The 14,311-nt window shown below is 55.9% G+C and carries 14 protein-coding genes; 8 read left to right on the top strand and 6 right to left on the bottom strand.

Features of this window, described 5'->3' with window-relative positions:
• Positions 1–166 precede the first annotated feature (166 nt).
• The 5 genes from putP to NH344_RS11610 form a co-directional block, all read right to left on the bottom strand.
• Entirely contained in the window at positions 167–1,657 is a 1,491-nt protein-coding gene (putP, locus tag NH344_RS11630) for a sodium/proline symporter PutP (protein ID WP_253027934.1), read from the bottom strand.
• A 298-nt stretch (positions 1,658–1,955) separates the two neighbouring features.
• Positions 1,956–5,147: a bifunctional proline dehydrogenase/L-glutamate gamma-semialdehyde dehydrogenase PutA gene (gene putA, locus NH344_RS11625; protein ID WP_253027933.1), complete on the bottom strand. Its 3,192-nt coding sequence runs from the start codon at positions 5,145–5,147 to the stop codon at positions 1,956–1,958.
• 259 nt (positions 5,148–5,406) lie between these two features.
• Positions 5,407–6,270, bottom strand: coding sequence for a helix-turn-helix domain-containing protein (locus tag NH344_RS11620; protein ID WP_253027932.1), 864 nt, complete (start codon positions 6,268–6,270; stop codon positions 5,407–5,409).
• 27 nt (positions 6,271–6,297) lie between these two features.
• Entirely contained in the window at positions 6,298–6,657 is a 360-nt protein-coding gene (locus NH344_RS11615; protein ID WP_044629751.1) for a hypothetical protein, read from the bottom strand.
• A gap of 278 nt (positions 6,658–6,935) precedes the next feature.
• Positions 6,936–7,343 carry a CBS domain-containing protein gene (locus tag NH344_RS11610; protein WP_044629750.1) on the bottom strand — a complete coding sequence of 136 codons (408 nt, stop codon included), beginning with the start codon at positions 7,341–7,343 and terminating at the stop codon, positions 6,936–6,938.
• Between the two features lie 145 nt (positions 7,344–7,488).
• Between NH344_RS11610 and NH344_RS11605 the strand changes: the two genes are divergently transcribed.
• The 8 genes from NH344_RS11605 to NH344_RS11570 all read left to right on the top strand — a co-directional run bounded on the left by NH344_RS11605 (position 7,489) and on the right by NH344_RS11570 (position 13,745).
• Entirely contained in the window at positions 7,489–8,013 is a 525-nt protein-coding gene (locus tag NH344_RS11605) for a YqaE/Pmp3 family membrane protein (protein WP_044629749.1), read from the top strand.
• Between the two features lie 86 nt (positions 8,014–8,099).
• Positions 8,100–8,969, top strand: coding sequence for a carboxylate/amino acid/amine transporter (locus NH344_RS11600; protein WP_054641093.1), 870 nt, complete (start codon positions 8,100–8,102; stop codon positions 8,967–8,969).
• A gap of 112 nt (positions 8,970–9,081) precedes the next feature.
• On the top strand, positions 9,082–10,014 hold the full coding sequence (locus NH344_RS11595; RefSeq protein ID WP_172416063.1) for an NAD(+) kinase: 933 nt from the start codon (positions 9,082–9,084) through the stop codon (positions 10,012–10,014).
• A gap of 1 nt (position 10,015) precedes the next feature.
• Positions 10,016–11,002, top strand: coding sequence for a metallophosphoesterase (locus NH344_RS11590; RefSeq protein WP_172416064.1), 987 nt, complete (start codon positions 10,016–10,018; stop codon positions 11,000–11,002).
• A gap of 200 nt (positions 11,003–11,202) precedes the next feature.
• Positions 11,203–12,054 carry a rhomboid family intramembrane serine protease gene (locus tag NH344_RS11585; RefSeq protein ID WP_253027931.1) on the top strand — a complete coding sequence of 284 codons (852 nt, stop codon included), beginning with the start codon at positions 11,203–11,205 and terminating at the stop codon, positions 12,052–12,054.
• A 41-nt stretch (positions 12,055–12,095) separates the two neighbouring features.
• A complete protein-coding gene (locus NH344_RS11580) occupies positions 12,096–12,380 on the top strand; it encodes a DUF1315 family protein (protein WP_058578321.1) in 285 nt (94 codons plus the stop codon).
• Between the two features lie 46 nt (positions 12,381–12,426).
• Positions 12,427–13,227, top strand: coding sequence for a DUF2797 domain-containing protein (locus NH344_RS11575; RefSeq protein WP_253027952.1), 801 nt, complete (start codon positions 12,427–12,429; stop codon positions 13,225–13,227).
• 92 nt (positions 13,228–13,319) lie between these two features.
• On the top strand, positions 13,320–13,745 hold the full coding sequence (locus NH344_RS11570; RefSeq protein ID WP_044630638.1) for a CopD family protein: 426 nt from the start codon (positions 13,320–13,322) through the stop codon (positions 13,743–13,745).
• 49 nt (positions 13,746–13,794) lie between these two features.
• On the opposite strand, the gene NH344_RS11565 is transcribed toward NH344_RS11570, so the two are convergent.
• The gene (locus NH344_RS11565) at positions 13,795–14,253 is read right to left on the bottom strand and encodes a DUF2231 domain-containing protein (protein ID WP_044630639.1); all 459 of its coding nucleotides are present in this window, start codon (positions 14,251–14,253) and stop codon (positions 13,795–13,797) included.
• Between the last annotated feature and the right edge of the window lie 58 nt (positions 14,254–14,311).

The raw sequence follows: 14,311 nt of genomic DNA, 5'->3' as shown, positions 1-14,311 counted from the left end.
AGCGTTATTGACCTAGGGCAAAGAGCTGTGAACTGATAGGTTCAGCGCCTAGCAAGGTAAATATCTGAAGGGAGAAGGGGCTAAAGAAGGGGCTAAAAAAGAGGAGGCTTAACGGGTTAACTGCAACCCGTTAAGCCTTAGGCTAATTAAGCGACGTTACGCTCGTTTAGCGTTCAATATGCTGATACTCGCCAGCATCGGCGGTTATGCTGCTTACTGCCAGGATGGCAATGAAAGAAGCGATAAAGCCTGGGATGATCTCGTAAACGCCAGGGCCACCCATGAAGGAGCCGTTCCAGCCCAGCGCAATCCAGATCATAACCGTGGCAGCACCCACCACCATACCGGCGATAGCACCTGCGCCGTTTGTACGCGACCACATCAGCGACAGAATAATCAGCGGGCCAAAGGCGGCACCAAAACCTGCCCAAGCGTTACTCACCAGCCCCAGCACTTGCGAGTTCGGGTCAGAGGCAATCACGGCTGCGATCAGACCCACTAGCACAACACTGACACGACCTACGGCCACACACTCTTTGTCTGTAGCTTCTTTACGCAGGAACAGGCGATAGAAGTCCTCGGTCAGTGATGAAGATGACACCAGCAGCTGGCTAGAAATAGTACTCATCACAGCAGCAAGCAGGGCCGCGTAGAGGAAGCCGGTGATCAGCGGATGGAACAGCAACTCAGCCAGGATGATAAAGATCGTTTCCGGGTCTTGGACTTCCATCCCATTGCGAACCGCATAGGCGCGACCAAAGATGCCGAGAGAGACCGCACCGATCAGGGAAATAGCCATCCAGCTCATGCCGATGTTGCGGGCAATCGGAACATCTTGCAGCGTACGGATAGCCATAAAGCGCACGATAATATGCGGCTGACCAAAATAGCCCAGGCCCCAGGTAACGGCAGAGAGCCACCCAATGAACGTCAACCCTTCAGTCCACGACAGCAGCGTGGGATCAACTTCATTGAGGGTCTGTGAGGCTTGAGTAAAGCCACCACCGCCTTCGCCAAACAGTACTACTGCTGGCATGATGACCAAAGCCAGCATCATGATGCAGCCTTGCACAAAGTCCGTCATGCTCACGGCCAAAAAGCCGCCAACCACGGTGTAGGCCAGCACCACGCCCAGCGTGATTACCACACCCACCGCGTAGTCGCTCATACCACCGATGTTGATAACGCCAGCAAAGGCGCTCTCAAACAGTTTGCCGCCTGCGACCAAGCCAGAAGCAGTGTAAACGGCGAAGAAAATCACGATGACGATAGCGGACACCGTTCTCAGCGACAGCGCCCGAGTGGGGAAACGGTTGGCTAGGAAGGCTGGAATGGTAATCGCGTTACCATAGTGAACTGTCTGTTCACGAAGGCGCGGCGCGACCAGAATCCAGTTAAAGAGTGCGCCCACAAATAGGCCAATCCCGATCCAGGCCGAACCCAAGCCAGAGACGAACATTGCCCCTGGTAAACCCAGTAGCAGCCAGCCGCTCATATCCGACGCGCCAGCCGACAGGGCGGCTACTTTAGGGCTGAGGGTACGGCCACCCAGCATGTAATCCTCAGACGTAGATGTCGCTTTGCGCATAGCATAAACGCCGATGGCAATCATGAGCGCAAAGTAGGCAAAAAGGCTGACCCAAACGCCAATATCCATAAAATATCTCCAATTCATCAGGACGGAGCTAGCTCCGACAGGTGCCTGCGCCGACCAAGTAACGTTGGCCGCCGCGCAGTCTTGTTGTTGTTAACCCCTTTTCGTATTCAAGTCGCTGACCCTAGCGAGTAACCGCTAGGGATGTCATTAGAGGGGGTATGGCTACGTTTATGTGCAATGTTCCCTATACCCAGCACACGGCCTGGAGGGGCCGCGAATGTGAAGGCAATCGCTCTATTGTTGTCAACCATGAGACGGTTCCTTTTCAGGAGTTCAGGTTAGTAGTGTTGATGAGCCGTTACTCATCCCCTAGCGCCAGAAGCGACGCGTTGCCACCCAGGGCGGCGGTGTTATTAGTAATCGTTTTTTCGGTCACAAAGCGCTGCAAATAGTGCGGCCCGCCTGCTTTAGGGCCAGTACCTGACAACCCTTGGCCACCAAACGGCTGAACACCAACAACAGCACCGATGATATTACGGTTGATGTACACATTGCCTACCCGAATTTTCTGCGCTATTTCAGCGGCAAAGGATTCGTTACGGCTATGCACCCCAAATGTCAGGCCATAACCCCGGCCATTAATATCGTTGATCACCTTATCAAGCTCGCGGGCTTTGTAGCGCACAATGTGCAGCACCGGGCCAAACTGCTCGCGAGAAAGGGCATCAATGCTGTCGATGGTAAACGCCACCGGCGGTACAAAGGTGCCGTGCTGGGTGTGCTCGGCAGACATCGGTGTTTCGGCGACTAAGCGGTTCTCGCCTTTGAGCTTCTCGATGTGCTCCATCAAGCCTTTACGGGCGTCTTCATCAATGACCGGGCCGACATCGGTACCCAGGTCACGAGGGTCGCCAATGCGCAGTTCGCTCATTGCCCCCTTGAGGATTTCGATAACGCGGTCAGCAACATCTTCCTGAAGGTAAAGCACCCGCAGGGCAGAGCAGCGCTGGCCAGCACTCTGGAAGGCAGACTGAATGACATCCACGACGACCTGCTCAGGCAGGGCGGTGGAGTCAACGATTATCGCGTTCATGCCGCCGGTTTCAGCGATCAGCGTGGGTAGCGGCGCGTTATCACGAGCGGCGAGAGCACGGTTAATAATTTGCGCTGTGTCGGTACCGCCGGTAAACACTACGCCGGTAATGCGCGGGTCAGAAGTCAGCACGCTGCCCACGGTAGGGCCGTCACCCGGCAGCAGCTGCACCACATCACGGGGCATACCGGCTTCGTATAGCAGCTCGATAACGCGGTGGGCGACAATAGAGGTCTGTTCAGCGGGTTTCGCCAGAACAGTGTTGCCTGCGACCGCAGCGGCAACGATTTGCCCGCAGAAGATGGCTACCGGGAAGTTCCAAGGGCTAATGGCGGCAAAAACACCTTTACCACCCATCATCAAGCGGTTGGATTCACCGGTCGGGCCAGGCAGTTCGATGGGTTCGCCAAACGACTCTTCAGCGCGCATGGCGTAGTAACGGCAGAAATCAACCGCTTCTTTGATTTCATCGACGCCGTCAGTGAGCAGCTTGCCGCCTTCACGGGAGCAGAGTGTCATCAGCTCCGCCATGTGCTCTTCCATCAGGTCGCCCAGCCGACGCACAATCGCTGCGCGCTCGGCTACGGGAGTCGCGTCCCAGCGCGGGAAGGCTTCCCAGGCAGCGTCGAGGGCTTTCGCTGCCTGCTCTTTGCTGGTCCACTGCACGCTGCCGACGGTTTGGCGGCGATCGAAAGGCGAAGTGACGCTATGGGTATTGGCGCTATCGTCGGCCACATCAAACGCTAGCAGCGGCTTGGTGGGGTACTGCTTATCCATGAACGTCGCCATTTTCTCCATCAGCGGGTAGTAGTGGCTACGGATGTTTAAGTTGACCCCACGGGAGTTGCGACGCTTCGGCCCGTAGATGTCTTTTGGCAGCGGGATGCGCTTGTTGTAGAAGGTTTTTTGCTGGCGCAGTGTTTCGATGGGGTGCTGGCACAGCGACTCCACCGGCACGTCCGGGTCGACAATCTGGTGAACGAACGACGAGTTGGCACCGTTTTCCAACAGGCGGCGCACTAGGTAGGGCAGCAGGTCTTTATGCGCACCGACCGGCGCGTAAATGCGGCAGTAGGTGCCTTTAGGGGCACGCTCAAGGGCCGCATCATAAAGTGCTTCGCCCATGCCATGCAGGCGCTGGAATTCAAACGGCCGGCTGTCGTGGTTCGCCAGCTCCAGAATGGTGGTCACGGTGTGAGCGTTGTGCGTCGCAAACTGAGGGAAGATACGGCCACGGGTGTCGTCAGACAGTAGGAACTGCGCGCAGGCCAAGTAGGCCACATCGGTACACGCCTTGCGGGTATAGACCGGGTAGCCATCGATACCAAGCTGCTGAGACTCTTTGATTTCGCTATCCCAATAAGCACCTTTTACTAGGCGTAGCGGAATTTCATCGCCCTGCTCATCCGCCAAGCGGTTGATGTAGTGCAGCACGGGCAGCGCACGCTTGGAGTATGCCTGAACCACTAGGCCAAAGTGGCCCCAGCCTTTGACGGCGTCGCTTTGGTAAATCGCGCGGAAGACTTCAAGAGAAAGCTCCAGACGATCAATTTCTTCCGCGTCGATGGTCACCGCCACATCCAGCTCGCGCGCTTTGGTGACCAGTTGAATAACGGTGTCTACCAGCTCTTTCAGAACCTGTTCGCGGCGGCCAAACTCATAGCGGGGGTGCAGGGCAGAGAGCTTGATGGAGACTGACGGTGCCGGGGTTTTGTCGCCCAGCGTTTTGCACGCTTTTCCCACTTGCTCAATGGCACGGGCGTAGTCGTCAAAGTAGCGTTTGGCATCGTCGCGGGTGCGTGCGGCTTCGCCCAGCATGTCGTAAGAGTAGGTGTAGCCTTTATTGAATAGCGGCTTAGAGCGTTTCAGGGCTTCGTTGATATCACGGCCAAGCACGAACTGCTTGCCCATGATTTTCATCGCTTCCATCATCGCCCGGCGAATCACCGGCTCGCCCATACGATTAACCATGCGGTTAATAAAGTGGGCGGGCTGACCCTCTTTCGGATGGTCCAGCTTCAGCACGCGGCCGGTCATCAGCAGGCCCCAGGTCGAGGCGTTGACCATCCACGACTCGCTTTTGCCTACATGGGACTGCCAATCCGCTGGGCCCAGCTTGTCTTCGATCAGCGCATCTGCGGTGGCTTTATCCGGAATACGCAGCATCGCTTCCGCCAGGCACATCAGCATCAGCCCTTCGTGGGTATCCAGGCTGTACTGCTGAAGCAGCTCGTCGATGGTGTCGACGGCGGTGTCCATGTTGCGAACGTCGCGCACCAGCGCTGCCGTGTTGGCCTCAATGCGCGAAAAATCGTCTTGGTCGGCGTTGAGCAGTTTAATCAGCTCGCTGACGTAGGCATCTTCATCGACGATATAGTGTTCGCTGACACGCTGCATTAGCGTATCAAGGTCGGTTTGCCAGGTGGCAGGGTCACGCATTTTTTTAGCATTGAGCATTGAGGCCCCCGTAAGACAGGTCTGAAACGAACAGCTTGAACGAATAGCTGTGTCAGCTAGCGTTCAAAAAGTGGTGGCAGGGCAGGTGCCCAGACTGACGTTCGAATGTAGAGCTAGCCGTCGTTAGGTGTATGTCGTTTTCGTGGCAAAACGTGTCAATTTCACGGCAAGCTGTGCCTATTTACGACTTTAGTAGAGTTGGGTGCGGCTCGCTAGCGGCAAACAACGCGACTTTTTTACTACATCCACCAACGTAATATCAGCGAGACGAGAGCGCGCTTGCCCCTGCGGGGGTGGCTGAGGATGATAACGCCGTTGAATGAGCCGTTGAGCGATTGTTGGTATCTAAGGAGGGGCTGGCAAAGCCTTGGCGTAGCTGGCGCGGCGAGGCTCCGTAGCTGCGGCGAAACGCATGGGACAGCGCGCTCTGGTTGGCAAACCCTGTTTGTATGGCGATATCGGTAAGTGGCAAACGACTTTGCATGACCAACTGGCGTGCCGCGTGAAGCCGCTGCCGTCGTACATACTGCCAGGGGGAGAGGCCGGTTTGGGCGCGAAAACGCTCAGAAAAATGTGCTTCGCTCAGGCAGGCGAGCTTGGCCAGGTCGGCCACCCGCAGCTCATCGGCTAAGTGACGGCGGATAAACCGGTCAATCTGGTTAAGGTCAATGCGTCGCTGGGCAGCGCTCCCTGAGGCACCTAGGCGGGCTTTTAGCGAGCCTAACAGCGTGGCCGCTAGGCGGTCTTGCTGAAACGAGGTGGCAGAGTTGTCTAATCCTCGGGCCAGTTCGCTCTCGACAAAGGTAAGATAGTGGCGCAGCGGGCTGTCTAAGGCAAAAAAGCGCGGCACATCAAATAGCGCCACCAATTCACGGTGCTCACCCGTCAAAGCGGGAGCATCTTCTGGTAAATCTAGAATCAACTGACGATTATGGCCGTTGCCAGAATAGTAGTGCTCGTGGTTAGCAGGCACGATGCAGCCGGAAAAAGCGTTTACACGGCCGCCCAACCCCTCGATTTCAAATTCAGAAGAGCCACATAGCGTGATCACTATCTGATGGAAGTCATGGGAGTGATGCTTCGTCGCCGTTTCCAGGGGTATTTGACGAATGGTACTCGGCATACGGTTCTCCTCGTCGCTGCTGCTCTGTTAGCGCTGACGAAGCGCTGTATGTGCCGCTAAATGATCACGTAATGCTTTTAGCTCCGCGTAACCCTCCTGGTTGAGGAGCGGCTTGCCCTGAGCAATCTGCCAGCGTCGCCCGTGTGTATCCATTAGGTGTGAGGCACGGCGGCGAACGTTGTCTAAATACTCATCATGGCGGATAGGGTAGCCAATCAGAGCATTCCACTCGGTCTCGCTGACCTTGCTCTCCAGCGCCTTATCAAACAGCGCGATCAGATCCTTGGGCTCGGTGCGGTAGCGAGGCGTTCCTGCGTTCATCAGCACCAGCAACACAGCCCCCATTACCAGTAAACAAACGCCAAACACCAGTAAGTAAAGTGCCATGCATAGCTCCTGGCCACATCAGGATAGACGCCAGCTTATGCGCCCAGTTGAGAATAGCCACCTAGTATACGCCTGCGCCTGCTGAGACGAAAATTTTAACCTTTTGCGAACTTTTTCTCTGCAGGGTGTCTGAGTATGTACAGACAACATCGCGATAGCAGTCGCTAATAGTGTTGTTCTGGCTATTGTTTTCGATCCCTTGCTTCCGCTGCTTGTTTCAAGCAGCGGTTTTTTTTGTAGGTACCTTTATTAGCATCATGCCGCAGGTGTTCAAGCGTCTAATGGCGGCGAATCATTAGTAAGGCCATCAAAATGTCCCGACGCGTGACGATGCCCACTAAGCGATGCTGTTCGACGACCGGATAAATTTTCGGTTTCGCGCCCAGCATTTCCTGCGCTAAATCGGTCACGCTTTTATTGGGGGAGGTAGTGAGCACGTCCTGACGCATTAACTCTCGGACCAACGGCGCTTCGTGGTCATGGTAAATGCTGTCGAGCACGTGCCCCAGAACATCCTGCTCAGAGATAAAGCCGATTAAGCGGTCAGCCGTATCCACCACCGGGGCGCCCGGCAAACGGTGCAGGGCAAGCCCTTGGGCAAGGGTAGTGATAGACGTTTCTCTAGAGACGCGGTAGCAGTCGCGGGACATAATATCGCGTACGGTATCCGGGATTTTTTTATTCATTGGAGCACTCCTTAACGTGATCGACAGGCCACTGCCGATTCTCTTACTGTAGGTGATTTAACTCACCCTGTGCTGACCCCATACTGTCTCTATTCAACGCTTTGCCAATTTTTCAAGCCCGCTTCAAATGCTGTGAGGAGTCGTTATGGATGCTCGTGAATATCTGAACCGTAAAGGCGTTGGCCTAGATCGAGACCCTGACAGGCCCAATACGCTGGAAGAGAAAGCCTGGGAGCGTGCCCGTGGCGCAGGCAGTCATCGGCCCAACTCGGGGACACCCTACGACTGGGAAGATTGGGAGCGCTACCACGACGACTTGGCAGAGGGCGCAGACACCCTAGAGCAAAAAATAGATAAAGAGGCGCACCGTAAAGCGCTTGCCCATGAAAAGGAGCAGGCCGAGAAAGCACAAGCGGCCGTTGGGCACTTTACCCCCTCAGCGAAGCCTATAGCCCCTGAAGAAAAAACTTCACCAGAACCACCCGCCACACCCGCGAAAGAACCTGCCAACTTACAGCTAGCTTATCGCGCCCTGGCCGTGCTGCTACCGCCCTTAGCCGTTGGTTTAACCGAAGGCGGGGCCCAGCGTGTATTAATCAGTGTCGTGCTGACACTAATAGGTTGGTTGCCCGGTGTTGTCTATGCACTTGTTTGGCTGAATAAACGGTAAAAACCGCCTTACGCTTTTGGCCCATTGGCAGGGGATTCTAAAGGCGTATAATCCCCGTCAACTTTCTTTTTGCTTGGGGTTTACTGATGGGCTATTTGGTTGGCGTAACGGCGCTCTGGGCGTTTTCGTTCTCTTTAATTGGTGTGTATTTGGCGGGTCAGGTTGATAGCTACTTTGCCGTGCTGGTCCGCGTGACCCTAGCAATGCTGGTGTTCCTACCTTTTCTGCGCCCAAGCCTGCTGCGCGGTAAGCAGCGCTTGGCATTGATGGCGCTGGGCGCGATCCAGTTAGGCATTATGTACACCTTCTTTTATCACTCCTTCTTGCTACTCTCCGTGCCGGAGGTGCTGCTGTTTACCATCTTTACGCCGGTGTATATCGCGTTGTTGGATGACCTGATGTTCAAACGCTTTACGCCGATCTATTTGGTAACAGCTATTTTGGCAGTACTAGGCGCCGGGGTGATTCGTTACGACGGCATCGACAGCGGCTTCTGGCTCGGCTTTTTGGTCGTGCAGGGCGCTAACCTATGTTTCGCCATCGGCCAAGTCGGTTACCGCCGCCTAGCGGCAGACCTGCCGCCCACTCTTGCTTGGCATAACGTGTTTGGCTGGTTCTTTATCGGGGCTATTCTGGTAGCGCTACCTGCCTTCTTGCTGTTTGGTAATAGCACCGCGCTGCCATCCACCACTCTGCAGTGGGGCGTATTGGCGTGGTTGGGGCTGGTGGCATCGGGCGTTGGCTATTTTGCCTGGAACCAAGGGGCAACCAAGGTGGATGCGGGCACCCTGGCGATTATGAACAATGCGCTGGTGCCGGCTGGTTTGGTCGTTAACCTGGTGATTTGGAACCGCGATGCTGATGTGGGCAAGCTGCTTTTGGGGGCGGCGATTATGGGCGCTTCGCTGTGGCTAAACCACTGGTGGCTGCAGCGCCGCAAGGTGGCGGCTGCTTAAACTAAACCGCTGATTTTTCCCGGTGCGCAAGGCTTACCTCTGGCGCACCGGGTGATTTGCTCGATACTGCCTTCCTCTCCATAATGTGGGCTGATGCTAGCGAGAGTCGCCCATGTCTAATACCACATCGTCAGGTTCCAACCCCGGTAGCCTTAGTCACCCAGTGAAGCCGTTCAAGACGATTGGCTTGATTGGCCGCTTAGGCAGCGACAAAGTTGTCGACTCGCTTCAACGCTTGGTCCGTTACTTAACGGAACATGACTATAAGGTACTCATCGAAGACCGCACCGCCACGGCGCTGCCCCAACACGGCTTACCTGAAGCTAGCCGCCGCATGTTGGGTGAACTGTGCGATTTAGTGATTGTGGTGGGTGGCGATGGCAGCTTGTTAGGCGCTGCACGCACCCTGTGCCGCAGCGGTACGCTGATTCTAGGCGTCAATCGCGGGCGGCTGGGCTTCTTAACCGATATTTCTCCCGATGAGTTAGAGACCCGGGTAGGCGAAGTGCTGGCGGGGGAGTTTGAGGTTGAAGAGCGCTTCTTGCTGGATGCCGTGCTCTACCGCAATGGGGTCGCCGTAGGAAATGGCGACGCGCTTAACGAAGTTGTGGTGCACCCCGGTAAAGCGGTCCGCATGATTGAGTTTGAACTGTTTATCGATGGGCAGTTTGTCTACAGCCAGCGCAGCGATGGGCTGATTGTCGCCACTCCAACCGGCTCTACCGCCTATGCGCTTTCCGGTGGTGGGCCGATTATGCACCCGAAGTTGGATGTGGTGACGCTGGTGCCGATGTTCCCGCACACGCTCTCCAGTCGGCCCATTGTGATTGATGCGGCCAGCGAAATACGCATTCATATTGGCGAAACCAATCAGACCTACCCCCATATTAGCTGCGACGGGCAAACCCGCGCGGTGGCCAAGCCTGACGATGTCTTGGTTATCACCCGTAAGTCGGAGCGCGTTCAATTAGTGCATCCCATTGGGCACAACTTCTATGACGTGCTGCGCAGTAAACTCGGCTGGAGCCACCGGCTAGGGGATTAATATGGAGGGTTACGACTTAATTGGTGATATCCACGGCTGCGGTGCCACGCTAGCGGCACTGCTGGAAAAGCTTGGCTACCACCAGCACGGCGGTGTTTATCGCCACCCGCGGCGCAAAGTGATTTTTTTAGGCGACCTGATTGATCGTGGGCCACGTATTCGCTTGGCGGTGACCATTGCACGGCGCATGGTAGAGGCGGGCGAAGCGCATATTGTGATGGGCAATCACGAGTATAACGCGTTGGCCTATACCCATCCCGCGCCCTCTGGCAGCCACAAGCGCTGGCTGCGCGAACATACCCCGCGCCACAACCGCATTATTCAAGACACTCTTGATCAGTATCGCCACCATACCAACGAGTGGGAGGACACGCTGGCCTGGTTCAAAACCATTCCGCTGTTTCTAGAGCTAGACGGTATTCGCGTGGTACACGCGTGTTGGGATGATGCGCTGATCAGCGAGCTCAAGCAGCGCTTACCGACTGCCCGAATGGATGATCAGTTTCTGGTAGAGTCCAACGACCCAGGCTCCCAGGCGTATCGAATCCTTGATCGTCTTACCCGTGGCCCCCATATACGGTTACCAAAAGGTGTCGCGATTCACTCGGGGGACGGCTTTACCCGACAAAGCTTTCGCGCCCACTTTTGGGCAGCTAACCCGCAGCAGTGGGGAGATGTGGTATTTCAGCCAGATAACCTGCCCGGCGATTTGGAAGCGCGACCACTCACCGACAGTGAGCGAGAGCGGCTAAGTTATTACGGCCCAGAGCAGCCGCCGCTATTTATTGGCCACTACTGGTGCGAAGGGATTCCCGCCCTGCCTGCCGCAAATATCGCCTGCCTGGATTACAGCGCCGTAAAGTTTGGCCGTTTGGTTGCCTATCGTTGGAGCGGTGAAACCCAGTTGAGCGCTGATAATTTCGTATGGATTCAAGTGCCTAAAGAGGAGCGTGCGCTGCCCAAACCCTGGGAAATAGATTTTGATTAAGCGTGCTGCAGATGATTTACACATGGTTACATAATTTTTGCAAAACTGCTGAACTAACCTAGCTGCCGGTTATCAGAGTAAGTGTTCCCTTGAATGATCCCTTGCTTTTATCCGGCGGCCCCCTCCGCCGGATTTTTTTGTTTATCCGTTGGTAAAGCCGCGCTAAAGCGCGACCACCACTTGGATAGAAGGGAGATGCCATGCATCCAGTCATGCTCTTACCCGCGGGCGCAGACACACAGGCACTGCGCAAAGCGTTATGGCACTACCGTATTGGCCACCGGATCACCGACGAAGCGGACGGCCAGCTGCTCTGGGTGGCCGACCCCCGCCAACATGAAGAGTTACGTACCCTGGTTAGCCGCTGGGAGCGAGGCGAACCGCTGATTCTTGAAGCTACCCGGCCCAAACGCGCGCCTGCGGCCCACAGCCTTGCTGCCACGCTACGCCAAGTGCCGGTCACGGCGTTAATGATCGGCGTGAGCCTGCTGGTATTTGCCCTAAGCGGCATTTTCGGCGATCTGCTAATTGTGGCGCTCACCATTGTGCCGGTGGGTATCTCCGGCGGCCAATTGGTATATGGGTCGCTGGCAGACACCGTGATGGGGGGGCAGGTATGGCGTCTGCTCTCCCCCGCATTCCTGCATTTTGGCTGGATGCACCTGATTTTCAACCTGATGTGGGTGTGGTACTTCGGACGGCAAATCGAGCTGCGCCAAGGCAGTAAAATGATGCTGCTCCTGCTTCTCGTCGCCGGTATCGGTGCCAACTTGGCGCAATACGTCACCGGAACGGTGCTGTTTGGCGGTATGTCCGGCGTGGTCTATGCGCTATTGGGCCATGTGTGGCTGATGTCCCGCCGTGCCCCGAACAGTGGCTTTTTCGTGCCGCAAATGCTGGTGGTGTTTATGCTCGGCTGGATGGTGTTCACCATGACCGATATTGCCAGTACCGTCGGCTTTGGCAACGTGGCCAATGAAGCCCACCTGGGCGGGCTGCTCGTGGGGCTCGCCACGGGCTGGTATTATTCCTCCAAACGTAGCAAAGCCTAACGCCGCCAATTTGAAAGCAGCAAATACTTGAGGTGCTAACCGTGAGCGATATGACCTTCGATAAAATGATCAGCCAGATGACGCCTGCGATTTATGAAAGCCTTAAGCAAGGGGTGTCGCTACGCAAATGGCCTGACGGCCGCCGTTTAACGCCGGAGCAAACCGAGCTGTGTTTGGAAGCTGTCATGCGTTATGAAGTTGAAAACAATGTACCGGAAGAGAATCGCGTAGGTTATTTGGAGCGGCGTACCTGCGGGGCAGGTGCGACGGGCGCAGGCGTTAGCCCAGAAATGGCGGGCCTTGGCCGGGATGCCACGCGTGACTGATTTGTTAACCCCAGAGGTCTCTCCCGTTAAAGGGTGTTTACAAAAAATGGCGGCGGCACTGCCTAGCCGCCAAGACGAGCAAGTGGTTTACCATCTGCGCGCTGGTGAGCATCGGGTGGCGTTGAATGAGCGTATTGGCTCCCCCATGCGCCTTGCATGGAGCGGTGCTATTGCCTGTACCCACTGCGGTCGGGCAACCAAAAAAAGCTTTGCACAAGGCTACTGCTACCCTTGCTTTAAGCGCTTGGCGCAGTGTGATACCTGCATCATGAAGCCAGAGTCCTGCCACTACTACCAAGGCACCTGCCGCGAGCCGGAGTGGGGCGAGGCGCACTGCTTTCAGCCCCACATCGTTTATCTGGCTAACTCTTCCGGTTTGAAGGTGGGCATTACTCGCAAAACCCAAATGCCCACCCGCTGGTTGGATCAAGGCGCTATTCAGGCGCTGCCGATTCTCGAAGTGAATACCCGCCAGCAGTCCGGGTTCGTCGAGATGCTCTTCAAAGAGCAGGTGGCCGACCGCACCAACTGGCGTGCCATGTTAAAAGGTGAGGTAGAACCACTCGACCTGCGCGCTGAGCGTGATCGCTTGTTGAGTAAACTGGCAGACGGCTTGGGTCAGCTACGCAGTGTTCACGGCGAGGATGCCATCCGCACGTTGGACGAAGCGCCTTTGCAGTTCGACTATCCTGTGGCTGCGTTTCCCCGCAAAGTAGTCTCTCATAATTTTGATAAGCAGCCGCTGGTTGAAGGCATCCTTCAGGGCGTGAAAGGGCAGTATCTCATGTTCGATACGGGTGTGATAAATCTACGTAAATTCACAGGTTACGAGATTTCGGTGGAGTGAAACTTGGCGTTTTGCCTAGCCAGAATGGCATCGGTTGACTAAGGTTATCAGGGTCACAATAGACTCTGCCCTAGTAACGCAAGGAAGCCTCGATGCCATGGCTAAAACTGCTGCACATCGCCGCGCTGGTCATTTGGTGCGGCGCTCTTCTTTATTTGCCTGCACTTTTATTACAGGCGCTTCAGCTACGTAAAGATGCGGGCTTCGCTCAGGGCACGCCGCCCATGCCGCGTTTTTTTTATAACTCCATTGCTACCCCGGCGGCACTCGCTGCGATTGCCTCAGGCACGCTGCTATTTCTGTTACATGGCCTGTTAGGCGGCTGGTTGATCTTAAAGCTGGGGGCCGTGGTGTTAATGGTAGCTGCCCACGGCTGTTTTGGCTGGCTTATCCTGCGCCTGGAAATGGGAATTTTTAAAGGGGTGAAGGCAGCCAGCCTGTGTGCGCTGCTGCTGGCGCTGGTGGGCATCTTTGGCGTGCTAGGGTTTGTGCTCTCTAAACCGCTGGAGTGGAGCTAGCTCAATGGCCAATATCCAATTACGGGCTGCCATTGAGCCGCTCGGGTTACTATTCTACTTCAACGCCCACCGCGTGCTCGTACACCAGTTGGCCACCGAGCCACCCGGCCAGCGCAATCAAGCCGGCCGTTACCAGCGAGATGGTCAACCCCCACGGCAGCACCGCACTGGGCTCAGTGAAACGCAGCAGCCAGTTCAGCGACGCCAGAGAGAGCATGACCACAGCCACAATGGCGTGGCTCCAGCCAGTAATCAGTCGACGGATGCGTGCTACCGACACCAAGTCAATAATGCCTGCCACCGACGCAATCCAGCCGCCAAACGCGCCAACACCCGCCAGCCAAAGCCCGCCGCGCAACCAAAACGTATCTTGGGTATACCAGTAGGCGATATCGCAAGCGACCAGTGCCATCAGGGCCGCCACCGGGAAGTGAATCATTACCGGATGGAGTGGATGGCCAGCCAGCGACGCGCGGCTTTTGATCGAGCGTTGGGGAGTAGGTGTCATCGTCACTTCCTGTGGTTAGACAAAGCAAAACAGTCGGACAGATCAACTGCACTTCAGG

The sequence above is a fragment of the Halomonas sp. Ps84H-12 genome (assembly GCF_024124725.1).
In the GTDB taxonomy this organism is placed as follows: domain Bacteria; phylum Pseudomonadota; class Gammaproteobacteria; order Pseudomonadales; family Halomonadaceae; genus Vreelandella; species Vreelandella aquamarina.
Note: the sequence above shows the minus strand (reverse complement) of the source record. Positions and strands in the feature narration are given on the sequence as shown.